The organism is Dermacoccus sp. GAS27A, assembly GCF_044909235.1.
GTDB classification, from domain to species: domain Bacteria; phylum Actinomycetota; class Actinomycetes; order Actinomycetales; family Dermatophilaceae; genus Dermacoccus; species Dermacoccus nishinomiyaensis.
The window spans coordinates 211,712-237,506 of record NZ_JBIYDW010000003.1 but is presented as its reverse complement, the minus strand read 5'-3'; the positions used below and the strand labels follow the sequence as shown (position 1 = coordinate 237,506).

Here is a 25,795-nt window from a genome sequence, read left to right as displayed (position 1 = left end):
GGGTGACGAAATTGACCCTCACTTCGCGGGAACTCCCTTGACGACGACGCCCTCGGGCACGTTCTTGACCACGCACGATCCGGCACCGACGACGGAGCCGGCACCCACGCTGAGGTTCTGCAAGATCGCCGAATGGGTTCCGAACATGACGCCCTCGTGCGCTTCGACCCACCCGGAGATGGCCACGAGCGGGTTGACCGACACGTAGTCGTGCAGGGTGACGTCGTGGCCGACGGTGGCATTGAGGTTGAGATGCACCGAACGTCCGAGAGTCACGTCGGTCGTCACGCGAACGCCGGCGCAGACGATGGATCCCTCACCGATCCGAACGTCACCGCCGAAGGTCGCGCTCGGATGGACAAGTGTCGCTGCCCGCCACCCGGCCTCGACGAGCTTAGTATCGAGCTTCTTGCGAACCTGCGGATTGCCGATTCCGATGGCGAACTCGGCTGCGTCGTACTGGGCCAGAACGGCGTCGAGGCTACCCAGCACACGGCTACCACGACGCTCAACCAGGGCCGTGTTCTGCTCGGATGCGGAATCGTCCGCGTATCCGAGAAGGTTATACCTCGGGGCCTGCGCGTTCAGCGCGTCGATGATGTCGTGCACCTCGCGGCCGAAACCGCCGCAGCCGATGATGACGATGTCACGCATTGTGCCTCTCCAGTCCATGTTGCTCTGCCACGGTTTCACTCATATTCGGATCGTCCACTCCGCCCGAACCGCCCATGAACTCGCGCATCGTCACGACGCCGTCGGCGGAGATGCCCTCACGTCGGATGACACCCTTGAGGGTCTTGAGCAGGATGTCGAGATCCATGCGCCAGTCGTGCTCGTCGACGTAGCGCACGTCGTAGGCGAACTTCTCCTCCCAGGAGATCGCGTTGCGGCCGTTCACCTGCGCAAGGCCGGTCAGGCCAGGGCGCACCTCGTGCCGACGGGCCTGCTCGGGGGAGTAGCGCTCGAGGTACGCCATGAGCAGCGGCCGCGGGCCGACGAGCGACATGTCGCCCTTGACGATGTTCCACAACGTCGGCAACTCATCGAGGCTCGTCGAGCGCAGCAGCGCGCCGAACGACGTCATCCGCTGCTCATCCGTCACCCACCCGCGCGACTCGTCGACCGGCAGCATCGTGCGGAACTTGATCATCGTGAACGGCTTGCCGTCACGCCCCGGGCGCTCCTGGCGAAACAGCACCGGTGAGCCGAGCTTCGCACGAACCGCGACGGCGATGCCGGCCTGCACCGGTAACGACACGACGAACGCCGGCGCCGTCAGCGTCAGATCCATCGCCCGCTTGAGAACGGCCTGACGGCGCATCAGCGCGCCACCAATTCACGGAACCTCGCGATGACGCGCGCGACGTCGTCGTCGCTGAGGTCGACACCCGACGGCAGGTTGAGTCCCGAGTGGAACAACCCGGCCGCGACGTCACCACCGAACGTGCGCGCCGAGGCGTACATCGGCTGCATGTGCATCGGCTTCCACAGGTGACGCGCCTCGATGTCGGCGGCGTTGAAGCCCTCGACGACGTGGTCGATGAAACCGGGCTCGCGACTCTCGACGATGGCACCCGTGAGCCAGCAGTTGTCGTGGCTGTCGTCGTCACCCTCGCTCCGGCCGAGCAGACGCACGCCGTCGAGTTCGGCGAAGGCGTCGGCATACAGGTCGCGAATCTCCCGGCGGCGCGCGATCATCGCGTCGAGCCGCTCGAGCTGGCCGATGCCGAGCGCCGCGAGCAGATTCGACATGCGGTAGTTGTACCCCACCTCGGTGTGCTCGTACCACGGCGCGGGCTGGCGAGCCTGCGTCGACAGATAACGCGCGCGAGCCAACAACTTGGTGTCGTTGCTCAGCAGCATGCCGCCACCGGACGTCGTCATGATCTTGTTGCCGTTGAACGAGATCGCCGCACACGACCCGAACGACCCGCACGCCGCACCGTCGAGACTCGCACCGAGCGCCTCCGCAGCATCCTCGACGAGCGGAATGCCGCGCTCAGCGAGGGCAGGCACGAGCGTCGAGTAGTCGGCCGCACGGCCGTACAGATCGACCGTGACAACTGCGGCGACGTTCTCACCCTCCGCGCGCAAGGCGTCGACGGCCTCGATCATGAGGGCGACATCGACGTTCGCGTCACTCGCCTGCGAATCGACGAACACGGGCGTCGCACCCGTGTAGACGATCGCGTTCGTCGTGGCGGCAAACGTCATCGACGACACGACGACGACGTCACCGGCCCCGACGCCGTGGTGCAGCAGCGCCAGGTGCAGCGCAGCCGTGCCCGACGAGAGCGCCAACGCGCCGGCGACCCCGGTGCGCTCGGCGATCTCCGCCTCGAAACGGTCGACCATCGGGCCCAGGGGAGCGACCCACCCCGAGCGCAACGCCTCGACGACGAGCTGCTCCTCGCGCTCGGTGACGGTGGCCTTCGACAGGTGAATGCGTGCCATCAGATGTTCTCCCCACCATGGTGATCGGCGACGGAATCGGGGGAGAGGATCGGCCCCTCCGCGGTGATGTCGATGTCCTTGCTCGGGTCGTGATCGCGATGCCCGCCGGAGTGCTCGACCATCCAGGCGAGCGCGTCGGCGTCAGTGTCGAAGTACTGCGCGCGCACGAGCTGCGGGTCGATCGCCGGCACGTTGACGTGCGAGACGAGCGGGTGCTCGGAGGTCTTGATCTCCTCACCGGGCGTGAACAACTGCTCCGAGAGCTTCTCGCCCGGGCGCAGTCCCGTGTACTGGATCTCGATGTCGTGCGTGCCCGCCATCTCGATGAGCGTGCGCGCCACGTCGACGATCTTCACCGGCTTGCCCATGGCGAGCACCATGACCTCACCGTCCGTGCCGATCGCCGACGCCTGGAGCACGAGCTGACACGCCTCCGGGATGAGCATGAAGAACCGCTCGACGTCCGGGTGCGTCACCGTCACCGGCCCACCGCGCTCGATCTGCGCCGTGAACGCCGTGATGACCGACCCGCGCGAACCGAGCACGTTGCCGAATCGCACACTGACGTACGTGTCGTTCCCGGCGCTCGCGAACGATGCCGTGAGGCGCTCCGCGAGACGCTTCGAATACCCGAGCACCGACGACGGCCACGCCGCCTTGTCGGTCGAGACGTTGACGAACGTCTCGACGCCGACGGCCTGCGCAGCCTCAAGCACGTTGAGCGTGCCGAGCACGTTCGTCTTCCACGCCTCGATCGGAAACTGCTCGAGCAACGTCAGGTGCTTGAGCGCCGCGGCGTGGAACACGACCTGCGGCTGCTCGCGCTCGAACACCGTCGCGAGCGACTGCGGGTCACGGATGTCGCACAGCGCGAGCGTGCCGTCGTCGAGCAGCGCCCGCCCCGTCATCGACATCTGCGCCGCATGCATCGCCGATTCGTCCCGATCGAGCAGCACGAGCTTCGCCGGGCCGTATTTGTCGAGCTGACGGCACAGCTCCGAACCGATCGAACCGCCCGCACCCGTGACGAGCACGCGCTTGCCCGCGATCGACTGACGAATCGCCGTCTGATCCAACTCGATCCGCTGACGCCCGAGCAGATCCTCGAGGTTCAGCTGACGCAGATCCGCGCCGCGTGGGGAGTGGAACATCTCGTTGAGCGGCGGCATGATCAGCACGTCGAGACCGGCCTGACGGGCGCGCTCGGTGACGTCACGCACGTCCTCGCCCTGCATCGTGGACGCCGCGATGATGAGCGCGCTCGCGTTGGTGCGCTCCGCCTCGCGTGCAATGGCCTCACGCGTGCCGGTGACGCGCAGACCGTCGACGTTCAAGCGGCGCTTGCCCGGGTCGTCGTCGAGCAGCGCGGCGGGCACGTAGCGCGTGCCCTCCGAGGTGTCGCGGTGCAAGCCGCGCACGAGCTGACGCCCGCTGTGGCCGGCGCCGAAGACGATGGCCTGCACATCCTGCTCACGCGAGACGCGCCGGCCCCAGCGCCACGAGCGCACGAGGAAACGCAGCGTGAACATGCCGAGCAGCGCGAACATCGGCGCCGTGAACGGCATGCTGCGCGGCACGTGCGGCACCCCGAACGCCAGACGCAGCACCGCGAGCACGAGCCCCATCGCCACCGTCGCGCGGGCGATGTCGGCGGTCTCCTCGAACGAACCTCGCACGTGCCCGATGCGGTACGGGCCGACGGCGAGGCCGATGACGGTATACAACCCGACCGCGAGCAACGCGAACATGGCGATCTCGACGGATGCCGAATCGGAGACGTCGAGGTCGAAGCGCAGCCACGCCGCGGCATAGGCGGCGCACAGGACGAGCACGAGGTCGGTCGCGAACCAGCCGTAACGAACGGCGCGATCACGTTCCCTCAGAGGCAGTCGGGTTGATCCCCCCGGCGCAGACATCGCCTCAGTTGCCCTTTCGCGAGCGACGGCTCGTCAGGGCGCGTCCCTTGTCGTCGTCGGCGGCGGTGGAGGGGGAGTAGTCGTAGCGGTAGTCGTAGTAGTTGCCGCGCGGGCCCCGCTCGACACGGTTGAGCACGACACCGAGCACCTTCGCGTCGACGGCGTCGAGGTGGTCGAGCGCGTCGAGGAACTGGTCGCGCTTGACGATTCCGGCGCCCGCGATGACCAGCGTGCCGTCCGTGACGCGCGAGAGGACGGCGGCGTCGGTGACGGGCAGCAGCGGCGGCGCGTCGATGATGACGTAGTCGAAACGGCCGCGCAGATCCTCGAGCATCGCGCGCATCGGCTCACTGCCGAGCAGCTCGCTCGGGTTCGGCGGTGTCGCACCGGAGCCGAGCACCATGAGACGACGCTCACCGAAGCGCTGCACCACATCACGCACGGCGACACGGCCGATGAGCACGTCGGTGAGGCCGACGCCACCCTCGAGACCCATGTAGCTGAGCAGACGCGGACGACGCAGGTCACCCTCGATGAGGCAGACGCTCGCACCCGACTCGGCGAGCGCGAGAGCGAGGTTCGCCGTCGTCGTCGTCTTGCCCTCACCGGGCAGCGACGAGGTGACGGTGATGAGGCGCGGGTGCTCCGTCGCGTCGATGAACTGCAGGTTGGTGCGCAGCGAGCGGAACGCCTCCGCACGCGTCGAGTGCGGGTCGTCGGCGACGATGAGCGGGTGAGCGCTCGCGTCCTTGTCGAACGGCACGGCGCCGAGGACGGTGACGTCGTCGGCGGCCTCGAGCACGTCGTCCTTCGTGCGCAGCTTCGTGTCGAGACGCTCGCGCAGCAGCGCGAGCGCGGTGCCGGCGAGCAGGCCGAGCAGACCGGCGAGGACGAGGTTGGTCGGCCAGCTCGGGCCGACCTTCGTGCTCTTCGTCGCCTGCTGCACGAGCGTCACCTTGACGGGGCTCGGCTTGTCCTCCGAGACGCTCTCGAGCTCGTCGACGGCCTTGGGGAACTGCTCGCCGAGCGCCTGCGCGATGGCGTGCGCGCGCCTCGGGCTCGTGTCGACGACGCTCGTGTCGATGATGACGGTGTCCGGCGCCGCCTTGGCCGTCACCTTGGGTTCGATCGCCGCCGCGCCGCCGGGCATCTTGACCTCGTCTGCGACGGGCTGGAGCACCTTCGGCGTCTTCATGAGCTGGGTGTAGCTCTTGACGCGATCCTGCGTGAACGTGTTGCCCTGAGCCAGCTGCGAGTTGTTCGACGCATCCGCGGTCGAGACGAAGAAGCGCACCGACGAGCTGTACGTCTTGTGCGTGAAGAGAGTGAGGAGCACGGCGAGGGAGAGTGCGATGAGCACGCAGCCGGCAATGATGCGCCAGCGCTTCATGATGGCGCGCATGTACGACTGAAGATCCACCCAGTGCCTCCTGTTGTGTTCGCGCACTGCGCGCGAGTGTCATTGAGACCTTACGGACTGGCTGTGACCCACACCAAAGTCTGTATCTAGGACAACTGACCTGATTCATTGACGTGGTCATGACGCGAATTCGACCTCACCCTCGAGTGTGTCTCGTCGCGAGTTGCATGGGGTTCCAAGGGTTTTCGCAGCGTCTGCCAAGCATTCGGCAATGTCGGGCGAGCGGGTGGGGGTGTGAGTGAGATGGGTTACCCGCAGGTATGGTGATGAAGGTCACATCGTGTCGCTGTTGTGTGTCGCCCCCGGCAGGTGGGGGGCGACGCGCGCGCCACGAGGACTTTGCGGGGAGCGGGTGGGATGGCGATAGCCTGAGGCCAGCGAACATTCGTCGCACCAACTGATCGAAGGAGCCAGCACAGGCCATGGAGAAGATCAAGGTCAAGAACCCCATCGTCGAGCTCGACGGTGACGAGATGACGCGCATCATCTGGCAATTCATCAAGGACCGCCTGATCCACCCGTACCTCGACGTCGACCTCAAGTACTACGACCTCGGCATCGAGAACCGTGACGCGACGGACGACCAGGTCACCGTCGACGCGGCGAACGCGATCAAGCAGTACGGCGTCGGCGTCAAGTGCGCGACGATCACGCCGGACGAGGCGCGCGTCGAGGAGTTCGGCCTCAAGGAGATGTGGAAGAGCCCCAACGGCACCATCCGCAACATCCTCGGTGGCGTGATCTTCCGCGAGCCGATCATCATCAGCAACGTGCCGCGCCTCGTGCCGGGCTGGACGAAGCCGATCATCGTCGGCCGTCACGCTCACGGTGACCAGTACAAGGCGCAGAACTTCAAGGTGCCCGGTGCCGGCACCGTCGAGATCTCCTACACCCCGGCCGACGGTGGCGAGAAGCAGGTCTACGAGGTCGCCGAGTTCCCCGAGTCCGGCGGCGTCGCGATGGGCATGTACAACTACAACAAGTCGATCGAGGACTTCGCTCGCGCGTCGTTCAACTACGGCCTCGAGCGCAACATGCCCGTCTACCTGTCCACGAAGAACACCATCCTCAAGGCGTACGACGGCGCGTTCAAGGACATCTTCCAGGACGTCTTCGACCGCGAGTTCAAGGCCGAGTTCGACAAGCGCGGCCTCACGTACGAGCACCGCCTCATCGACGACATGGTCGCCTCTGCGCTCAAGTGGGAGGGCGGCTACGTCTGGGCGTGCAAGAACTACGACGGTGATGTGCAGTCCGACATCGTCGCGCAGGGCTTCGGCTCGCTCGGCCTCATGACGTCCGTGCTCATGACGCCCGACGGCAAGACGGTCGAGGCGGAGGCCGCGCACGGCACCGTCACGCGTCACTACCGTCAGCACCAGCAGGGCAAGGAGACGTCGACGAACCCGATCGCGTCGATCTTCGCCTGGACGCGCGGCATCGCCAAGCGTGGCGAGCTCGACGGCACACCCGAGGTGACGAAGTTCGCCGAGACCCTCGAGCGCGTCTGCGTGCAGACGGTCGAGGAGGGCAAGATGACGAAGGACCTCGCGCTGCTCATCAGCAAGGACCAGCCGTACCTCAACACGCAGGACTTCCTCGCCGCCATCGACGAGAACCTCAGCAAGGCCATGGCTGCCTGATCACAGCGGTCTCGCCGGTGACGCCCTCCGTCGCGTGTTCAAGGACACGTGACGGGGGGCGTCATGTTCTGACGCCCGTCATGCCGGGGCGTTAGAGTGGCACGGAGCAACGGGTCACGACGAAGGGCGCCATGCGCATTCTCATCACCGGCGGGGCCGGATTCATCGGTCAACATGTCGCCGTCATGCTGGCCTCGGAGCATGAACTGGTCGCCGTCGACAGTTTGAATGCCCAGGTGCACCAGCATGCAGAAGCTGCCGTGCAGCGCTTTCCGGGGCAAGTCGTCATCGCAGACGTCAGTCAGGCAAGCACGTGGGACGCATTGCCGGGGTTCGATGTCGTCGTTCATCTGGCTGCTGAAACCGGTACGGCACAATCCATGTACGAGGCCGGGCGCTATAGGGCTGTCAACGTGGAGGGGACGCGGCTCGCGGCTGCTGCGGCCGCTTCTTGGGGTGCCGCCCTCGTCGCACTGTCGTCCCGAGCCGTCTACGGCGAGGGACGGTACGAGTGCCGGCGCCACGGCACTCGGTTCGGGGCGCGTTGCTGTCCCCAGGCAGAGGCCGCGCCGTCCCGGGAGGAGGACCCGCACCGCCCTGTTTCCGTCTACGGAGAAACCAAGTCCGAGGCGGAGGCCATCCTCGCGGAGTACGCTGCCGCGATCCCGGTCACTGTTCTACGGCCGCAGAACGTGGTGGGCTTCGGACAGGCACTCCACAATCCCTATACGGGGGTTCTGGCAGCTTTTCTCGCGCGCCTCCGCGAGGGTCGACCGTTGTCGGTCTATGGCGATGGCTCTGCGACGAGGGATTTCGTGCACGTCGACGATGTTGCGCGTCTGATCACCTGGTGCATCGATCACCCGGGTCGACTCGGGAGCCTGCGGGTTCTCAACTGTGGCACCGGTGAGCGTACGTCGTTGACCGACCTGGCGCGGTTTGCTGCTGCTGCGGCCCCGGTCGCGAGTGCGCCGGTGGAGTATGTGGATGTCGGCCGGGCCGGGGACATCGAGCACGCCGTTGCCTCTCTGGAGGGTCTCCGTTCCGCAGGCGCGCCATTGCCCCTGATGAGCAGTGAGCAGGCCGTGGCCGACTTCATTGGTCGATCGTGGGGCTTGCCCGGCGCCGATTCGGAGGCATGGGACGTCGCCCTGCGCGAATTACGGCAGAGAGGTCTGACGAGCTGAGTTCGCCGCGAGGGCAAGGCAAGTTGGCGCTACGCGCCTGTGTGTTGGAACGTGCAAGGCCAGGATAGGGGATGACGAATGGACACGATGACGGCAAACTGCGTCGAGGTCCCTCAGACAGTCCGTGTCCGGCTGCTGCATGCTTATGTACAGCTCATCGCTGACGAGGTCGGTTGCGACCTTCTCCACGTCAAAGGCCCAGCAGTGGATCTCCGCCTGCAGCGGGCGGCGCGGCACAGCGTTGACGTGGACGTCCTCGTTCGCCCCCAGCACGTGCTTGCCTTTGTCGAGGCGCTCCGGGCGCGAGGTTGGCGCGAGATCACAGGTTTCGACGAAGGCTCCGCTTTCGGTCACGCGATGAACCTCCGCCACGAGCTCGGCCTTCTGGATGTACATCGCTGGTGGCCCGGGTTCGATGTCGAGCCCGCGACGGCCTTCGAAGCCATGTGGGGACAGCGCACAACCCGGACCCTCGCCGGGGTGGCCTGTGATGTGCCGTCGCTGAACGATCAGCGACTGGTGCTGCTTCTTCACTTCGCGCGTAGCGGCGGCCACCGGATCGAGGACCTCGAGGCTGCCTGGGGCGGGGCTGAGGAGGGGAGCCGCGCCGCAGTGGTACGGCGCGCCGACGAGATGGAGGCTCGGCTGGCGCTGGCTGCCGCCGTCGGTGGTCTCGAGGAATTCCGTGGGCTGCCTGCCTACGCGTTGTGGAAGTACTTCTCCAGCGGGCAAGGATCACGTCTGGACGAGTGGGGCGGGCGTTTCCGGGCGGCACGCGGGCCACTGGCGAAGGGGCGGGTCTTCCGTGCATTCTTCATGGTCAACAAGGGCCTCTTGAGCGACGAGCTGGGCCACCCTCCCACGCGCCGTGAATATGTGCACGCTTTCCGGCAGCGATTCGTCACGGCCCTCGGTGATGTGCTTCACCGGCTTGAAACGCGGCTGCGTACGAGGGCCGAGCGATGACTCGCCGTGAAGAAACCCAGGGCCGATGGGCCATCCCTGAGGACATCGCTGTGGAGACGGACCCCGATGATCGATCTGCGGTGTGGGTGCTCAGGGCGTCTCGAGGAGTCATCGTGCGGTTGCCGCAGGTAGGGTTGCTGGTCTGGCGGGCGTCCCCGCGGGTCTCCGACACGGAGGGGCTCGTGGCGCTCTTGGCTGCTGAGCACGGATGGCCGTCCGACGAGATCGCGCAGCCCGTGCAGAACTTCGTGATGTCCTTGGTCGATCACGGCCTGCTGGAGGAGAGGTCGGGCCATGAATCGAACTGAGGGGATGGCTCCCGAGTGGCAGCACCTGCTCGGCGCTGAGACCCGCCGAAGTGCGTCTGTGCCTGAATCCCGTAACGTCAAGGCCGCAACGGAAGGACCGCACGCCTCGACGCGCGTGGAAAAGGTCGGGCAGGCCGTCGCCGGCTTCTGGGGGCCGGTGGTTCTCCTGGACCTCGTCATGGGTTTCTCGCTGATGTTCGTCACCACCGCCCTGCCTGGGGGTCTTGTGGGCGGTCTTGCAACGGGTGTCGTGATGGTGGCCGTCAGTGCCTGCCGGCGAGCGAAGCTGACCGTACCGGGCGGTGGTCTCCTGGTCATCGCCTTCCTGGCACTCATGGCCTTCCTCGTCCTGGTTTCCGTCTTCCACGGCATGCCGTGGCAGCAGCGCCTCCTGAAGTTCTTCATTCTCTTCGCCGTGTGCGTTGTCATCGCAACCGGGCGGATCGACATTCGGTCGTTCATCATCGGAGCATGCATGAGCGCATGTGCCAACGTCCTTCTGTTCTATGCCGGGCTGACGGAGAATAATTACCCGCCATATCTGACCGGTTTCTATGGGGACAAGAACGTTGCAGGGATGTACTACGCGATATGGGGGATCCTCGGGCTTGCGGTTCTGTCCCCGCGTTGGCGCATACCGTGGTTCCTCCTCTCGACGTGGTTCGTCTTTCTCACCGGATCGCGAACCGCGCTCGGAGGTATCGTGCTGGCCGCCCTGTGGGTCCTGCTCCGCAACCGGATCGGTGTGGCCTATCGAATCGCCCTCGCGGCGATCGGGTATGCGGTTCTCGTCTTCTCGATCAACAACTATGCCTCCAGTTCCGCGTTCGGTGACCGAACAGGCACCGATTGGTACAGGGCGCAGATCGATCAGGCGATGGAAATCAAAGCATCCCTGACGCCGTGGACGGGCCTCGGTCTCAATCAGGGGTTCGTGGTGATCGGTGATCGACGGCAATGGTTCCATGATTCGTATCTGCAGGCTTTCGTCGAGGGCGGTCATGTTTTTCTCTGGTCAACCGTTCTGGCCTTCGTCCTCCTCGGCCTGGGATTGCTCGATCGACGACTGCATGTCTCATGGGAGATGCTCACAGCAGAGGCGACGGTCATCGTCGTGCTCGTCTGCGCGTGGAAACTGGGAGAGGTGTTCATGACGGTGGGTGCCTTCATCGTGCTCGGAATCTGCATCGCTTACCGTCTCGGCAAACCCGCCGCCGCGTCGAATCTTGCGTGGCGGGCCGCAGAGATCGCCCCGCCACGCGCATCCAACGCGGCGCCGCTGCATCGCGGCGCTCCAGTCGGCGCCTCGCGATCGGAGGTCCAGGCGTGAAGATGACACGAACATTGATCGAGAAGACCCCAGGTGTTCGCTATCGGCGGGCCCAACTCCTGATCCCTTTGTATCGACGGGCCTTCGCGCACTTCGGGTCGGGCAGCGTGCTGGTTTCGCCTCTCATGATCCAGGGGACCGACAGGATCAGCGTCGCGGATCGGGTCATCATTCGAGACGGCGCTTGGCTGGCGGCGGAAGGCCCCGCGGGGCACCTTGCCATCGGTGCGGACACCTACATCGGCCATCGCGTACACCTGCACTCGATCGACCCGGTGAGCATCGGTCGCGGTTGTGTCTTCGCGGACAACGTCATGGTGACGTCGACCGACCATGCCCGAGGAGGCTCACGGCATGAGGTCCGCGGCACCGGGCCCGTCCTCATCGAGGACGACGTCTTCATCGGCCAGAACGCCGTGGTGCTCGGAGGAGTAGCCATCGGCAGAGGGGCGACTGTTGCAGCCGGCGCCGTCGTCGTCAAGGATGTGGCGCCGGGCGCCGTCGTGGGCGGCGTTCCTGCGCGCGTGATGGGAGGTGAAGCGTGACGCGCTCGCGGTCACTGCTCATCATCTCTCCTTCATTCCACGGCTATTACGCAGCCATCGGGCGGGCGTTCGGTGAGTTGGGGTACGAGGTGCTCACCCATTGCTACGACGTCGCCGCGTCGCCCGCTGAGAAGCTCTGGAACAAGACCGCATACGAACTAGCCGGCAAACTTCGAGGTGACGGAGGGCATCTGTCCGGCGCCACGGTCTCGCGCCGCGCCATGGCCCGGGTTCGCGAAGTGTCTCCAGACTTCGTCCTCGTCATTCGCGGGGATGTTCTGACAGAAGAGTTCTGGGCCCTCGCCGCCGAGAACGACCGGCTCGTCGGAGTGTGGATGTATGACGAGATCCGCCGTACCAATTTTGACGCGGACCTCGTCGGGCGGTATGCCCAGTTGGCGACGTACAGCGCCCAGGACGCTGCAACGCTCCGGGCGGCTGGTCATCGTATCGCGCAGGTGCCTTTGGGTTTCGATGCATCGAGCGTCATCGACAACACAACTGCGGGCGCCGGGCTCGTGAGTTTCGTCGGTGCGCCCTTGCCCAAGAGAGAGCATGCGCTCGCGGCGCTTGTCTCTGCAGGTGTCCCCGTTCAGGCCTGGGGGCGGGGCTGGTCGGATCACGTGTTCGACCGCGCGCGCACGTGGCGTGTGCGCTCACTCGGCATCCCGGCCAGACGCGACGTGGCCGGCCCGTCCGCGCACGCCATCATGCGGAACGGCAGGGCCACCTTGAACATCCACGGGGATCAGGACGGCTTCACGATGAGAACGTTCGAGGCCGCCGGGGTGGGTGCGGTGCAGATCATTGATCGTGCCGACGTGGCGGATTTCTACGATCCAGGCGAAGAGATCCTCGTGTACGACGGCCACGAGGAGCTCGTGGACCTGTGCCGACACGCGGTGGCGCGTCCGCAGGACTTCATGATGCTGCGCGAGAGGGCACGTCGACGTACTCTCGCCCAACACACCTTCACGCACCGCGCGGACGCTCTATTGGAGGCGTGGTCGTGAGTGACAGGGGCCGAGCGGTCGTCCTCGCCCCGATGCTTGCCGCGCGCGGCGGCGCCGAGCGCGTAGCGCTCGTCGCAGCTGAAACGCTCAAGGCAGCCGGTTACGACACGGTGATCGTGGCTCCCGGCCAGGTTGATGACCTCGGGGCTTACGCCGATTACTTCGGGATCGACCTCGACGGCGTTGCGTACGAGGAACTTCCCAGCGTCGGGAGGATGGGACGCTTCGAGGCGCTGCGAACGGTGATCGAAGAGTTAGTCTGGGCCCGCATCGTGCGCTCGATGCAGCCGGACGTCTTTCTCACGTGCATGTACGGCGCGACTCTGCCGGGACTCGCCGAGCGCAGTCTGTATTACATCCACTTCCCGCACCAGTTGACGACGCCCGGGCTCACGGGTCTTCGTGCACGTTACGTCTCCTGGACGCAGTACGCGCGCCGCCTGCAGAATCGGGGGAGCGACTTTCGAGCCACCTACACGTCATTCCTTGCCAACTCACGGTTCACCGCCTCTCACGCGCGACAGCGTTGGGGTGTCGACCCCTACGTCCTCTACCCGCCCTGTTGCGGCGTCGGGGCAGGACGGGTTTGGCGGCAGCCTTCGATCCTCGCAGTCGGAAGATTTCAGGACCGGCAGCCGGGTCACCCGTACAAGAACCAGGAAGCCCTCATCGTGGCCTTCCGCGCAATGGCGGACCTGCACGCAGAAGGCTGGCAATTGCATCTGGCTGGGAGTGTTGGTTCAGAGGCAGAGCTGGCCAGGCTGCGTGAGATGTCCGTTGGCCTGCCCGTCGCGTTTCATCCCAATGCCTCTCTTGAAGAACTGCACACGCTTTATCGCGAGTCGTCGGTGTACTGGCACGCACAGGGTTTCGGAGAGTCACACCTCATGGCACCGCAGTCACAGGAGCACTTCGGCATCACGACCGTGGAAGCCATGTCCGCGGGAGCTATCGCCATGGTGTACGACACCGCGGGCCCGGCAGAAGTCGTCGCAGACGTGCCAGGAACCGTGCGATGGACGAGCTTGGAGGAGTTGCGGCTGGCTACACGCAATATTGCCCGCGCCGATCCGACAGACATGGCCAGCTTGCGTCGAGCCGCGCAGCGGCGAGCAGCAGAATTCTCCGAGACAGCGTTCGCGACACGCCTCCTGACCCTCGTCGAAACCGGGAGTCCTCGTTCATGACTACTTCTGTTGAACCGGAGACCTCCTGGGTGCGCGAGTTGCGCTACCTAGTCTCCAGCTTTCCACGCGGCACCCGCGCACAGCTCGGCTTGTACGCTGCACTGCAGTTCGTGGTCTCATTGCTCGATCTCGCCGGCTTGGCAGTCGTCCTGCCCGTCATGCAGGTGCTTTCCGGGGCGAGCCTCGAGGCCGGTTACCTCGGGGTCATCCATCGCCTTGCGGGCACGCCTGAGCGTGGCCCTTTCGCCGTGATGCTTTGCGTCGCCATGGTGCTGGCTTTCTTGACAAAGAGCATCTTTGCCCTCGCGGTCGCGCGCTGGTCCTTCGACTTCGTGGCCCGTCTCCAAGTCCTGACAGCGACCAGGCTGCTGCACAGCTACTTGAGCGACAGCTATCTCGTGCAACGACGACGGGATGTCGGCGCGGTCGTCCGTACGGTGGGTGCCGCGGTGCAGGCCGCCCACGCCAACGTTCTGGGAGGCGTGCTCGGGGTGTTCGGGCAGCTCCTGTCAATCAGTCTCATTGCCGGTTTCCTCTTCGCCGTGGCCCCTGGAACCACCCTGGGCGTCATCGTGTACTCCCTCGTGGCGGTCGCGCTGGTCCAGCGATTCCTGGCGCCGAGGAATCGAAAGGCAGGTGCCGCTGCGCAAGAGACCGCGAGGCAGATGAGCCATGCGTTGCTCGAAGCGATCTATGGGGCCCGCGAAGTGCGAATGCACAAGGCTGAGCAGCACTTTCTCGTGACGTACAGTGATGCATCCGCACGTAATGCCGCCGCGTCTCGGGATGCCAACTTCTATGCCCAGACTCCCAAGTATGTCCTCGAATTCGTCACGATTCTCGGGATCGCGGTTCTGCTGTCCTCGAGCGCATTGAGCGGTGGGGCGGACAACGCGATGCCCACCATCACCCTGTTCGTCGCGGCCGCAGTGAAGTTGTTGCCGTCGCTGACAGCGCTCACCGCCACGCTGGGGAACATCCGATTCGGCATCGAGGGCCTCTATGTCACGACGACAGCTTTGCGGGGACTGAGCGAAGCCCCCCGCAAGGGGGCCGCCCGGGCTGGACGAGCCCAGAAGGACCCGCACCTGGGCCACGCGGCGACTGCGATGGGATCCGGCGACCTCGTCGTCGACGACGTGCGGTTCCGTTACCCGGATGGGGTCGACGACGTGTTGCAGGGCGTGTCATTCGTGGTTCCGGAGGGATCGTCACTTGCCGTGTGCGGACTGTCCGGCTCGGGAAAGACAACCCTCATCGACATCGTCCTCGGGCTGATAGAACCTAATACTGGGCGTGTGTCGTTCGATGGGCTCGACATCGTCGCCGATCACGCGCAGTGGCTCGACAGGGTCGCTTACGTTCCGCAGGACGTCTACCTGTTAGCCGCCACCTTGTGGGAGAACGTCGCGTTCGGGGCCGATGAGCAGTCTGTCGACCGAACCGCTGTTGAAGCGGCCCTTCGCCTGGCGCAACTCGGCGAGCTTCTTGATTCCCTGCCCGGGGGTATGGACGCCATCGTCGGGTTCCAAGGAACCCAATTGTCGGGTGGGCAGAAGCAGCGCGTCGGTATCGCGCGGGCACTGTATCGTCGCCCGCAGGTCCTCGTTCTCGACGAGGCCACGTCAGCTCTGGACAACGAGACAGAGGACAAGATCAGCGCAGTCATTCGTGGCCTACACGGAAGCATCACGGTGATTCTCGTGGCCCACCGGCTTTCGACCGTCAAGCATGCCGATTGTGTGATCTACCTGGAGGATGGCCGCGTAGTCGGGTCCGGCACCTTTGCGAAACTACAAACCCAGAGCCCCGCGTTCGCACGCTTGGTGCGTCTCGGTCGACTCGAGGAGGGATGAAGCGAATGGCTGACAACCTCGGAGTCACGGTCGTCGTCGTGTGCTATAATCACGAGCGGTTCGTAGAAGAATTGCTCGATTCGATCCTCGTCCAGACGCGTGCGCCGGAGCGCGTGCTCATCATCGACGATGCATCCGGCGACAGTTCTGTGGCGCGGATTGTATCCTGGCTCTCCCGCCATCCAGAGGCCGGATATGAGCTTGTCGTGCACCCTCAGAACATCGGGTTGTGCCGTGGTCTGAATGAAGCGCTGGAGACGATCACCACACCGTTCTACACGTACGTCTCGGCAGATGATCGGATGATTCCTGAACGGTTGGAGTCGCTCATAGATCGCTGGGTGGGGGATGGGCACCGTGCCGTTGCTGTCTATTCGAACGCCCGGCGGATCGACGAGGAAGGCCAGGTGCTGCAGCCGGACTACCGCACGCTGCACGAGTGGCCCTCGGGCCCAGGGGCACTCGAAGGCAACATCCACACGCGTCTGCTGCATCAGTGCTGGTTACCCGCAGCCTCGGTCCTGGTAGCGACCGAGGCCGTTCGGACCGTAGGGGGATACGACGAGCGATGGTTCTTCGAGGACTATGACCTGTGGCTACGTCTTGCGGCTCATGGGCGCATCATCTGTGTCGATGAACCGCTCGTGGATTTCCGTGAGGTATCGACGTCGCTCGGGACCACTCGTTTCCGAGACGATGACGCGGGGTTTCTCGCCGCTCGCGTCGGGATACTGCTCAAACAGGTGGGGGTCTCGGATGAGGGGGATGCCTATATTCGGACCGCCATGCCGCCCCTGGCCATCCGGCTGTGGCGAACAGGGGAATACCGTGACCTGGTTGTCGAGGCGCTGCGCGCTGCCACGCAAGAGCGTCCTGCGCTTGGCCTAGGCGTTCGTCTCGCTCTCGCCCGCGTAGGAGTAACGCGTGAGCCAGGGGCGGTTCGCGCCTTGGCCTGTTTGGTCCGTGAGACCCGAGACAGGTGCCGGCGACTCGTCCAGACCCCGCTCTCTGCCGTGATCTCACGAGGTCATGCACCCGCTATGCAGCGCCGTGTCGCGGCCGCTCACGGCGTGCGACGGGTGGCTGTGCTGGCGATCGGAGATCCTCGTGACCCAGGATTGTGGTCGGGCACGCCCAGCAACCTCGTGCAGGGGCTTGAAGAGGCCGGCGTCGATGTGATCACCGTGGACTGCTCCCCGGTCGGCTGGCGCTTCGTCAGACGGGCGGTACAGCTGGCCTGGGGGGTTCCTGGACTCGCGAAGCGGGGGAGGCGAACAGCCATGCGGCGTGCCCTGGCCGGATCCACGCAGTCGATGACGCATCTGCGGCTCGTCAGCTGGACGGCGGCGCGGCGTCTACGGACCGTAGGCCCAGTCGACGGCGTCCTGCAGATGGGCACCGGTTACAGCGTCCGACACCCCCGCACGGCCTCCTACGAAGACATGACCATTCCACAGGCGCTCCAGTGGCCGTCCCGTTTCTGGGGGACCGTTCCCCAGCGCACGACAGTCGCGCGCAGCCGTCATCAGGTTGAATCGTACGCGGCGAATCATGCCGCACTGTTCTCGACGGGGTGGGCGGCCGATTCTGCAGTGAACGACTGTCATTGCCCTTCCGAGAAGGCTCGCGCGGTGGGTATCAGCGCCAATTTCGAGGTCGAGCCGTCGCACCACAAACAATGGTCTCCCCCGAGATTCCTCTTTCCGGCCAGGGAGTGGATCGGAAAGGGAGGTCCTCAGGTGGCGAAGGCTTTCTCGGACGTCCGTCGAGAGTTTCCCGAGGCAGAGTTGCACCTGGTAGGTCAGCATCCGCAGGTCGAGTTTCCGGGGGTGATCTGCCACGGCTGGAAGGACCTTCGGGATCCAGGCGACCGCGCCGACATGGAGGACTTGTGGCGCCGCGCCACCTGTTGTATCGCACTGGCTGACTGTGAACCAGCAGGCATCATCTTCGTCGAAGCCATGCAGGCAGGGGTTCCCAGCATCGGCCCTGCCGTGGGAGGGCCCGGATGGCTTCTGGGAGACACGGGCATCACGGTTGACCGTGACGACCATGCGGCGCTGGTGGCCGCGATGAAGACAGCAGCAGACCCCGAATCGGCTCGTGAGCGGAGTGGTGCGGCCAGGCATAGGGCGAGTGAATTCACACGCGCGGCTGTTGCTCGTCGGATCATGGCAGCGATCGATGAATGACCTCCCGGGGTGGGAAATTTGCTTGTCGACGACGCTGTGAGGCTGACGCCCATCAAGGACCGGAAACTGTGACACCGCCCCGCTCAGGCTTCGCGGCGGGGCGAGGGAACACCGGGGGACGCGCACGGGTGCGTTGATTCGGGACGGGCCTGCGCCGTGGAGGACTCTTCAGAGGGGGCTGGTGGGTCCATGGGAAATAGGGTGTCGAATAGTGCGAGCCAGCGTGCTGCGATGGTCGACGCATCGTACGACCGGGAGCGAGTCAGCGCGCGGTCAGCCCGGCGAGCCCGTTCTTCATCGTTGGTCATGGCGGCTCTGAGCGCCTCGACGTACGCAGTTTCGTCGCTGGCAGGAACGAGGTACCCAGCCCCGTCCTCCAGCTGCGACCGCACACCCTCAGAGCAATCGAACGCGATCGAAGGGATCCCTGAGCACGCCGCCTCCAAGATCGTCATGCCGAAGCCTTCGAGGCTTGACGTCAGGAGATTCAACGACGCGTCTGACAGCGCGGTGGCTGAATCGTCGACGACACCGGCCAACTGGATCCGCGTATGCATGCCAGAGTGCTCGATCTCGTCGGCAACCTGGGGGCGCTCGACCCCGTCGCCGTAGATGGCCAACGACCACCCATCCGCCTCGGGCACGGTGATCGCCGCGGCGAAGAGACGCACCATGAGAGGGATCTGCTTTTCGTGCGACAAGCGTGCCAATGCCACCGCTCTCTTCGTCGATTGCGTGGAGAGAGTGCGGCCCTCTGGTGCCGGGTTGGGGATTGCGACGCACGGCACGTCGAGCAGCGAGCCGAAGAAGGCCGCGTCCTCATCGGAGAGCGCGACGAAGGCATCACAGTCAGCGAAGTGTTTCGGAAGAGCCTCCCGGAGCCACGGTTCGTCCTCAAGACTCGCGAACGACGAATGGTGCTGCCCGACGAACAGTGGGCCGGTCGGGGACCGCTGAAAACCGGACTCATCGACCATCATCTTGCCGAGGACGTGGGTGAAGATGACAACGCTGTTGGCGGGCAACGTGGCCATGGTGCGTCGCAGAGCAGAGAGCTGGCGCCACCGGTCCCATCGCTTGAACAGGGCAAGGGGGGCAGCACGCAAGGGGCCGCGTGAAGTGGAGACGGGGTGTTGATGCAGATCCTCACGCTCCAGAACGGTGATGACGTCGTCTTCACCCCTCGGTGATGTGCCCTCCTGGTTCTTGGAACCCGGGTAGATCGATACGACGTCGACCGTGATCCCGCGCTGTCGAAATGCAGTCGTGAGGTTTTCTACGACAGTGGCTCCGCCACTGGTGTCGGGAAATCGTGGGACGACGAAACGGATGTGTGAGACCGGCTCAGACATGGTGGCTGGTCTCCTCCTCGGACACGAACCCGGCCCGGGCAGCACTCTCGACGATGAGCGCGATCACCTTGCGAGCGACCGGTGGCGGCAGCAAGGGGAGAATTCGATCGATGGTCGAGGCCAGATGTTCGGTGCGGTCGTACGTGAGCACGCGTCCTAGGCCCGACACGGCCGTGTTCCACACGGTCGCGGGGGACGAGGGGAGCGAGGATGAGGAGCCTCGACCGTGGATGTGTTCGAATCGTCGGCGGCCCTGCCCCGAACGAAAAGCTCGGCGTGCCCGTGCCGTCGTCGTCACGGCAGCCATGTGGTGTCGCACCTCCGCTCCGGGTACGAGGAGCAGCGGTATCCCGTGGCGGTGGAGGCGATATCCGAGGTCGAGATCCTCCCAGCCGTACCCCACATAGCGTGGATCGAATCCGCCCACTTCTTCGAAGATCTCCCGCCGGACGGATGTATTTCCTCCCCAGAGTCGCCAACGATCCTCTGGTGGGGTCCTGTACGCATCCTGTCGGCCCTGCTCGTCAGCGACAGTGCCGTAGGCGCGCATGTAGGCATTGTTCGGTGCGATGTTCAGTGGTAAGCCGATCGCCCCGCACACACCCCGCCGATGAGGTTCGACATGGGCCGCGATATGAGTTGGGGAGGGCTCGAAATCGTCATCCGCCCGGATCAGGACGTCGCCTTCAGCGGCGGCAAAACCCGCGTTGAGCGCTGCTACACGGCCCCTGTTCTCTGGAAAGACGAGGACCTGCACCGGGAGATGCGAGTAGCGCTCGACCACCGCTGCTGAGCCGTCGACGTCACCATCGAGCACGATGACGGCCTCCCACGACTCGTAAGTCTGCCGGCTCAGTGCGTCGAGGAGCCGAGGCAGGCGCTCGGCTCCTCCGCGGGAGGGAACGATGACGGATGCTTTCATCGTACGGACATTCCTCCTGCGCTGGACGACGTGAGCGGCCGGTACGCACATTTCTTGCCTGACCCACGTGAAGGTTGAATGCGAAGCATCTCGGGCTCGGCCATAGATCGACTTGAAGAGGGTTTGAACGCGCAGCATTCCCACGTGAAGTTCTCGTGGGGCGGCAAGGCGTCGCGGCTGTGGGCCGCCTGGGCGATCGCGAAAAGCGTGACCTCCGCACCGCCGACTGATCCTTGGTTGGAACAGAGGTTCAGATGGGGCACGGTTCCTCCGGCGGCCGGTACCACGGACCGCGAACAGCGATCTGCCCGGCCAGATTGCCGGTGATCCACCCTGTGCGGCCCGCAAGGGCGAAACGCTCTTCCGCGTTGAGCCCAGGCGCCTTGGCCCAGGCCAGCGGCAGCTTCGCCGTCTCCGTGACCGCCCACCGGAACGACATGCCGCGCACCGGGCGGCCCAGCAGCTGACTGCGGCGCCACAGACCCAGTTGGGCGCGGCTGTAGCGATACCCCTGCGTCATCGCGTCATAGGTGCCGGCGCGAAGTCGGTAGTGAACCGTGGCGTCGGGGTCCACGACGATCGTGCGGCCCGATTCCAACAACCGCCAGGAGAAGTCGACGTCTTCGCTGCCGCCCAGCATGGCTTCGTTCATGCCGCCGAGCTCGAGGTAGGTGCTCCGGCGGATCCCGATGTTGGAGCCGAAGACGAACACCTCGTAGCCCAGATAGGAGAACGGGCCCTGCTCGTACGGATGCGGCACCTGGTCGAGCCCATCAGCGACCGCCTTGGCACGGCACACGAACTCCGAATTGATGACGTCGAGACGCATCATGCCGGTGGCGAGGACGTCGGTCTGAGACACCACCCGATGCAGCGTCGCCACCCACCGCTCGCCCACGACGTCGTCCGCATCGGACATCGCGATGACGTCACCGCGCGCGGCCTTCACCCCCACGTTGCGAGCGTGGCACTGGCCCTGAACGTCATTGGCCGACACCACGCGGATGTCGAGCGCGCCGCGGTAGCGTTCCACGATCCGCGCCAGCCTCGCAGAGCCTTCGTTGTCGGCGACGACGACCTCGAAGGGCGGCGCGTCCACCTGCGCGACGAGGGCGTCGAGCTGCTCGCCGAGCGTGGCGTGATTCTTGTAGTACGCGGTGACGACGCTCACCGCCGGCTTGGCAGCGCGCACCGGCGTGGCCAGCTCACGGCCGAGATCAGCGGGGGCGAGTCCTAGTTCTGCATACACGTCGAGGACGGCGTCGACCATCTCGCTCACGGTCGGGATGTCATCGGGTAGGTGCGGGCGCTTCGACACGTCGAGACCCTGCTCGATCACAGCATCCGCCATGGCCGACTCGTCGCTCACGGGTGCGAGGCATCGAGGTGGCAGGATCTCTGGGTTGCCCCCGATGTCGCTGGCCACCACACCGAGACCGGAGTTCACCGCGTCAAGCAGGGTGTACGAGAGATTGTCGGCCCTCGACGGCTGGACGAGAACGTCGTGCGACGCGAGCGCTTCGCGAGCATCGACGAACCCAGCGAAATTGGCGGCGTCGTCGACTCCGAGCTCACGCGCCACGGCACGTAGCCGATCGGCCTCAGGGCCCGTGCCCGCGATCGTCAGCGTGGCCCCTGGCTGCTGGGCGCGCACCTGACGGAAGATGCGCAGCGTTGCATCGATGTTCTTCTCAGCATCGAGTCGGGCCAGGGAGAGCAACCGCAACCCGGGGGAGCGAGGAGGCGCCGTCGTCCGATCCACACCGTTCTTGATGACGGTGATCGGCGCGCCCGGACGCCAGTACCTCTCCATGTCGCGCTTCGTGGACTCACTGACGGCGATGAGCCGCGCGACGCGACGCGTCCGGGCGTGGTGCGCGGACTGCCGCGACCACGCCTTCGCCTTGCTCGAGTGGAAGACTCTCGGGTCCTCGGGGATGTGATGTTCGGTGGAGACGAGGGTGACAGGAAGACCGACAGCCGCCATCGTGGCGAGGAAGTCCGCTTTCGCGAGGTGCGAGTGCACGATGTGCGGGTCCAACCGCTTGATGATTCCGCGCAGATCCGCCACAGCCCTGTGGACGGGTTGGTCGACATCGAGGGTGTGAACGGGGATGTCGAGGCCACGGAGCTCATCCAGCAGGGGGCCTTCGGGTGCCGCGACGACGAGTCGCCATCCGGGCAGACCGTGGCGCGCGACATCCAGGATGTGTCGCGCCACGCCTGCAAGATTGGAGACGGGGGAGACCCACAGGGCGACGGGGGCAGGGGTGTTCACAGCCAGGCCTCCAACCGATCCAGGGCGGTCCAGAAGCCCTCGCCATTGTTGACGTGGCCCTGCCAGATCTCCGGGATGAACGGGACGCCGGGGGCGAGACGGTCCAACTGCGCTGCCGTGGCGGGCCAGTCGATCTCGCCGTCGCCGATCTGCGGGCCCTCGCCGTCGACACCCTCGGCGTCGACGACGTGCAGGTGATCGCTGAGCGGCGCGAGCTTCTCGACGTACTCGCTGAACGGCTTCTTCGTGAAGTTCGCCGCGAGCTTCGAGTGCGACAGGTCGAACGTCAGGCGGCGGCCGAACTGCTCGCAGAACCACACCGTGTCGTCGACGTCCATGAACAGGTTGTGGTGCTGCTGGCCGCCCATGAGCCACGGGTACGGCGGCAGGGTCTGCGCGGTCAGGCGCACGTCGGTGTCGTCGACGCGTTCGAGAGCCTTTGCGATGCGCTCGTACTTGACGGTGCGCTGTGCGGGCGTGTCGAAGGCGTCCATCGTGAAGCCGCCCATCGTGCAGATGACGATCGGGGGTTCGCCGTTGCCGTCGAACCAGCGACCGAGATCGCGCGTGATCTCGACGACCTTCTGCACCTCGTGGATCGAACGCTCCCACGTCGCCTCGTCGTCGCTCGCGAGGTTGATGATGAAGTCACCGGCGTACAGGTCGGGGCAGTGGACGGTGTGGAACATGCCGTCGAACTTCTTGCTGCCGAACGCTGCGTCGATCTGCTCCATCGACATCTCCACGTCCTTGTAGGACAGGTGGAACTCGAGGAAGTCGGGGTTGGTCAGCGTCTCGCCGGCGCCGAGCAGCTTGCGCGCGTCGTGGTAGCGCACCGGCAGACCCCACGGGCGGTTGAACTCGTACGCGCGCCCGTGCGCGACGGCGTCCGTCAGGTCGGTTGCGTAGAAGAAATCACCCGACTCGATCGGACGACGCATCGTGCGCCCGACGAGCGCCTCGAGCCGGTTCGGCTGCAACCCGCGGCCGGGCGACTTGATCGTCACGTCGGCGCGCGTCAGCTTCGCGCCGGCGGCGATGTCACGCGTCGCGACGAGGGACTTCGCCAGGTTGGCGCGGTTCATCAACTCACCCGTCGACACCGCGCGCGTCTCGCCGTTGCCGAGCGCCAGCTCGACCTCGCGGATCTTCGTCACCATCTCCGCGAACTCCTCGGGCAGCAACGACACCTGATGGTCGTTGCCCTCGAGCGTCTTGTCGATGGTGAAGTGCTTCTCGACGACGTGCGCGCCGCGCGCCACCGCGGCGATCGGCACGTGATAGCCACGCTCGTGGCCCGAGTAGCCGACCGGGCACTCGCCGAGCTCGGCGAGTCGATCCATGTACTTGAGGTTGATGTCCTTGAACGGCGCCGGGTACGTCGACTGCACCTGCAGCAGGACGAACTCACCGCCCGCCTGACGCATGACGTCGACGCTCGCGACGATCTCGTCCTCCGTCGACATGCCCGTCGAGACGAGCATCGGCAGGTGCTCGGCCGCGCAGGCGCGCAGGAGGTCGTGGTTCGTCATGTCGGCGCTCGCGATCTTGAGCGCGGGCACCCCGTAGTCGGCGAGGACCCTGAGCGACGCTTCGTCCCACGGCGTGCAGAACGCGTCGATGTCGACGCTCTTGCAGTAGTCGAGGATCTCGATCATCTGCTCGTTCGTGAAGGAGTACTTGGCGAGCAGGTTCATCGTGTACTGCGCGCCGAGATCCTCGCCGGCGCTGGAGGCGAAGTCGCCCTGACGGTACAGGCCCGTCAGATCGCGCAGCTGGAACTTGACGGCGTCCGCACCGGACTTCTTGGCGAGGTCGACGAGCTGCTTCGCGAGCTCCATGTCCCCCTGGTGGTTGTTGCCGATCTCGGCGATGACGAGGCAGCGGTTGCCCTCACCGATCGCGTGGCGCCCAATGCGGATCTCGCTGCCGAGCGCGTTGCGCGCAACCGCACGCACGTGGCCGTGCTCGTCGACGAGTGGGATGACGCGCACGCCGTCGCGGAACGCCTGCGAGATCGTCTGCGTCTCGGTGCCGTGCGCGAGTTTCACCGGCGACGTGTGAGCCGCAGCCATGACGGTGGCGTTCAGGTCGGCGCTCGGGTGGGCCGTCACCCACCGGCGGAAATCGCCGTCGGACAACGCGCCCTGCAGGATGCCGTGTGCGTCGACGCAGAAGACGATGCCGGCCTTGTTGTCACTGATCTTGTTGAGCGCTGCGAGGATCGTGTCGTCGCTGAACACCACGTAGGGAGCGATCTCCCGGGCGATGGTCGTCGTCATGAAGCTCCTGTGCTCGTTCGGCACCGCGGCCGCTGTGGCGGGCCGTGACACGAAGATCCGCGGACCCCGCGCGGATCTGGGCGGGCCGTGGCGGCCAGCTCGATGTCTCCCATCATAACCGTGCCGCCTTCGCCCGCCGGGCGTCGCGGGGGTGATCGTCGCCGTTCGCGCCCTCACACGTTCTGCGCTGTCACGCGTCGCGCGAGCTCATCCGTCGCCAGAGGCTCTCGGCCAGCATGAAGTCGTGCTCCGCGTCGATGTCGATGCCTTCGAGCGGATCCATGACGAACAACTCGATCGAGCCGCCGAGACGATTGTGGTGCCGCTCGTAGATCTCCGTGCGCGTCAGGTAGAGCGATCCTGTCTCGCGATAGCGCAGCTGCTCTGGCCTCAGGTCCTGGCGGCGTGGTCGCGCGTCGACGGGATACAACGCCTCGACGTGCGGCACACGCCGCCACATGAAGATCTCGGCGGGCACGACCCCGACCATCGAGTCGGCACCCGTCACGGCGAACTCGTCGAGACAGCGAGACAGCGTGCCCGGCAGGCGCAGGGGTGAGGTGGCCTGCAGGAACATCACCTGATCCGGTCGACCCGCCTCGGCGGTGATCACCCCGATGGCATGCTCGATGACCGGTTCCGACGCCGTCGCGTCGCCCGCCAGCTCCTCGGGGCGTTCGATGACCTGCGCGCCGGCGCCGCGGGCGACGTCGGCGATCTCGGCGTCCTCGGTCGAGACGTAGGGGGTCAGCCCGCGCGTCGCGAGGACCTGCTCGATCGTCCAGACGATGAGGGGCTTGCCCTCGAGCAGCTTGAGGTTTTTGCGGGGGATGCCCTTCGACCCGCCGCGTGCGGGGATGATGGCGGGCGTCGCGTTCGACATGACGTCCAGCCTAGGTGAGTCGATATGATCGCCCAAAGGGGTGCCGCGGCCGCAGGTCGAC

20 protein-coding genes are annotated in these 25,795 nt (G+C 65.6%); 10 read left to right on the top strand and 10 right to left on the bottom strand.

Annotated features, from left to right (window positions below; genetic code table 11):
- Positions 1–18 precede the first annotated feature (18 nt).
- Genes ABH936_RS04710 through ABH936_RS04690 form a run of 5 tightly spaced genes read right to left on the bottom strand, consistent with a single transcriptional unit; the run spans position 19 to position 5,790 of the window.
- Positions 19–654, bottom strand: a complete 636-nt coding sequence (locus ABH936_RS04710) for an acetyltransferase (RefSeq protein WP_404602725.1) — start codon at positions 652–654, stop codon at positions 19–21.
- On the bottom strand, positions 647–1,321 hold the full coding sequence (locus tag ABH936_RS04705; RefSeq protein ID WP_404602724.1) for a sugar transferase: 675 nt from the start codon (positions 1,319–1,321) through the stop codon (positions 647–649). The genes ABH936_RS04710 and ABH936_RS04705 overlap by 8 nt, the downstream gene beginning before the upstream one ends.
- Positions 1,321–2,454, bottom strand: coding sequence for an aminotransferase class I/II-fold pyridoxal phosphate-dependent enzyme (locus ABH936_RS04700; protein ID WP_404602723.1), 1,134 nt, complete (start codon positions 2,452–2,454; stop codon positions 1,321–1,323). Before ABH936_RS04700 ends, ABH936_RS04705 begins: the two co-directional genes overlap by 1 nt.
- Positions 2,454–4,370: a polysaccharide biosynthesis protein gene (locus ABH936_RS04695; protein WP_404602722.1), complete on the bottom strand. Its 1,917-nt coding sequence runs from the start codon at positions 4,368–4,370 to the stop codon at positions 2,454–2,456. Before ABH936_RS04695 ends, ABH936_RS04700 begins: the two co-directional genes overlap by 1 nt.
- A gap of 4 nt (positions 4,371–4,374) precedes the next feature.
- Complete coding sequence (locus ABH936_RS04690; protein ID WP_404602721.1) at positions 4,375–5,790, bottom strand: polysaccharide biosynthesis tyrosine autokinase; 1,416 nt, start codon at positions 5,788–5,790, stop codon at positions 4,375–4,377.
- Positions 5,791–6,212: 422 nt separating this feature from the next.
- Between ABH936_RS04690 and ABH936_RS04685 the strand changes: the two genes are divergently transcribed.
- The 10 genes from ABH936_RS04685 (at position 6,213) to ABH936_RS04640 (ending at position 18,017) form a co-directional block, all read left to right on the top strand.
- The gene (locus ABH936_RS04685; protein WP_165584408.1) at positions 6,213–7,433 is read left to right on the top strand and encodes an NADP-dependent isocitrate dehydrogenase; all 1,221 of its coding nucleotides are present in this window, start codon (positions 6,213–6,215) and stop codon (positions 7,431–7,433) included.
- Between the two features lie 131 nt (positions 7,434–7,564).
- Positions 7,565–8,620, top strand: coding sequence for an NAD(P)-dependent oxidoreductase (locus ABH936_RS04680; protein WP_038569060.1), 1,056 nt, complete (start codon positions 7,565–7,567; stop codon positions 8,618–8,620).
- A 78-nt stretch (positions 8,621–8,698) separates the two neighbouring features.
- On the top strand, positions 8,699–9,586 hold the full coding sequence (locus ABH936_RS04675; protein WP_051806060.1) for a nucleotidyltransferase family protein: 888 nt from the start codon (positions 8,699–8,701) through the stop codon (positions 9,584–9,586).
- Complete coding sequence (locus tag ABH936_RS04670; RefSeq protein ID WP_038569058.1) at positions 9,583–9,894, top strand: PqqD family protein; 312 nt, start codon at positions 9,583–9,585, stop codon at positions 9,892–9,894. The genes ABH936_RS04675 and ABH936_RS04670 overlap by 4 nt, the downstream gene beginning before the upstream one ends.
- Positions 9,881–11,224, top strand: coding sequence for an O-antigen ligase family protein (locus ABH936_RS04665; RefSeq protein ID WP_404602720.1), 1,344 nt, complete (start codon positions 9,881–9,883; stop codon positions 11,222–11,224). The genes ABH936_RS04670 and ABH936_RS04665 overlap by 14 nt, the downstream gene beginning before the upstream one ends.
- Entirely contained in the window at positions 11,221–11,769 is a 549-nt protein-coding gene (locus ABH936_RS04660; protein ID WP_186316829.1) for a DapH/DapD/GlmU-related protein, read from the top strand. The genes ABH936_RS04665 and ABH936_RS04660 overlap by 4 nt, the downstream gene beginning before the upstream one ends.
- Positions 11,766–12,782 carry a glycosyltransferase gene (locus tag ABH936_RS04655; protein WP_404602719.1) on the top strand — a complete coding sequence of 339 codons (1,017 nt, stop codon included), beginning with the start codon at positions 11,766–11,768 and terminating at the stop codon, positions 12,780–12,782. The genes ABH936_RS04660 and ABH936_RS04655 overlap by 4 nt, the downstream gene beginning before the upstream one ends.
- On the top strand, positions 12,779–13,969 hold the full coding sequence (locus tag ABH936_RS04650; RefSeq protein WP_404602718.1) for a glycosyltransferase: 1,191 nt from the start codon (positions 12,779–12,781) through the stop codon (positions 13,967–13,969). Before ABH936_RS04655 ends, ABH936_RS04650 begins: the two co-directional genes overlap by 4 nt.
- Entirely contained in the window at positions 13,966–15,825 is a 1,860-nt protein-coding gene (locus tag ABH936_RS04645; RefSeq protein WP_404602717.1) for an ABC transporter ATP-binding protein, read from the top strand. The genes ABH936_RS04650 and ABH936_RS04645 overlap by 4 nt, the downstream gene beginning before the upstream one ends.
- Positions 15,826–15,830: 5 nt before the next feature.
- Positions 15,831–18,017, top strand: a complete 2,187-nt coding sequence (locus tag ABH936_RS04640; protein ID WP_051806055.1) for a glycosyltransferase — start codon at positions 15,831–15,833, stop codon at positions 18,015–18,017.
- Positions 18,018–18,100: 83 nt separating this feature from the next.
- Here the strand turns inward: ABH936_RS04640 and ABH936_RS04635 are convergent, their stop codons facing one another.
- From ABH936_RS04635 to ABH936_RS04615, 5 genes are all read right to left on the bottom strand, one after another.
- Entirely contained in the window at positions 18,101–19,369 is a 1,269-nt protein-coding gene (locus tag ABH936_RS04635) for a glycosyltransferase (RefSeq protein WP_404602716.1), read from the bottom strand.
- A complete protein-coding gene (locus tag ABH936_RS04630; RefSeq protein ID WP_404602715.1) occupies positions 19,362–20,291 on the bottom strand; it encodes a glycosyltransferase family 2 protein in 930 nt (309 codons plus the stop codon). Before ABH936_RS04630 ends, ABH936_RS04635 begins: the two co-directional genes overlap by 8 nt.
- Before the next feature lie 250 nt (positions 20,292–20,541).
- Entirely contained in the window at positions 20,542–22,569 is a 2,028-nt protein-coding gene (locus ABH936_RS04625; protein WP_404602714.1) for a glycosyltransferase, read from the bottom strand.
- On the bottom strand, positions 22,566–24,851 hold the full coding sequence (locus ABH936_RS04620) for an N-acetylneuraminate synthase family protein (protein ID WP_404602713.1): 2,286 nt from the start codon (positions 24,849–24,851) through the stop codon (positions 22,566–22,568). The genes ABH936_RS04625 and ABH936_RS04620 overlap by 4 nt, the downstream gene beginning before the upstream one ends.
- A 190-nt stretch (positions 24,852–25,041) precedes the next feature.
- The gene (locus ABH936_RS04615) at positions 25,042–25,734 is read right to left on the bottom strand and encodes a cytidylyltransferase domain-containing protein (RefSeq protein ID WP_404602712.1); all 693 of its coding nucleotides are present in this window, start codon (positions 25,732–25,734) and stop codon (positions 25,042–25,044) included.
- Positions 25,735–25,795: the final 61 nt, after the last annotated feature.

Bases quoted from the DNA above. Each gene is read 5' to 3' on its own strand.
- ABH936_RS04680 (WP_038569060.1), top strand. From the start codon at position 7,565: ATGCGCATTCTCATCACCGGCGGGGCCGGATTCATCGGTCAACATGTC.
- ABH936_RS04640 (WP_051806055.1), top strand. From the start codon at position 15,831: ATGGCTGACAACCTCGGAGTCACGGTCGTCGTCGTGTGCTATAATCAC.
- ABH936_RS04670 (WP_038569058.1), top strand. From the start codon at position 9,583: ATGACTCGCCGTGAAGAAACCCAGGGCCGATGGGCCATCCCTGAGGAC.
- ABH936_RS04675 (WP_051806060.1), top strand. From the start codon at position 8,699: ATGGACACGATGACGGCAAACTGCGTCGAGGTCCCTCAGACAGTCCGT.
- ABH936_RS04685 (WP_165584408.1), top strand. From the start codon at position 6,213: ATGGAGAAGATCAAGGTCAAGAACCCCATCGTCGAGCTCGACGGTGAC.
- ABH936_RS04645 (WP_404602717.1), top strand. From the start codon at position 13,966: ATGACTACTTCTGTTGAACCGGAGACCTCCTGGGTGCGCGAGTTGCGC.
- ABH936_RS04620 (WP_404602713.1), bottom strand. From the start codon at position 24,851: ATGACGACGACCATCGCCCGGGAGATCGCTCCCTACGTGGTGTTCAGC.
- ABH936_RS04635 (WP_404602716.1), bottom strand. From the start codon at position 19,369: ATGTCTGAGCCGGTCTCACACATCCGTTTCGTCGTCCCACGATTTCCC.
- ABH936_RS04665 (WP_404602720.1), top strand. From the start codon at position 9,881: ATGAATCGAACTGAGGGGATGGCTCCCGAGTGGCAGCACCTGCTCGGC.
- ABH936_RS04630 (WP_404602715.1), bottom strand. From the start codon at position 20,291: ATGAAAGCATCCGTCATCGTTCCCTCCCGCGGAGGAGCCGAGCGCCTG.
- ABH936_RS04615 (WP_404602712.1), bottom strand. From the start codon at position 25,734: ATGTCGAACGCGACGCCCGCCATCATCCCCGCACGCGGCGGGTCGAAG.
- ABH936_RS04705 (WP_404602724.1), bottom strand. From the start codon at position 1,321: ATGCGCCGTCAGGCCGTTCTCAAGCGGGCGATGGATCTGACGCTGACG.
- ABH936_RS04710 (WP_404602725.1), bottom strand. From the start codon at position 654: ATGCGTGACATCGTCATCATCGGCTGCGGCGGTTTCGGCCGCGAGGTG.
- ABH936_RS04695 (WP_404602722.1), bottom strand. From the start codon at position 4,370: ATGTCTGCGCCGGGGGGATCAACCCGACTGCCTCTGAGGGAACGTGAT.
- ABH936_RS04700 (WP_404602723.1), bottom strand. From the start codon at position 2,454: ATGGCACGCATTCACCTGTCGAAGGCCACCGTCACCGAGCGCGAGGAG.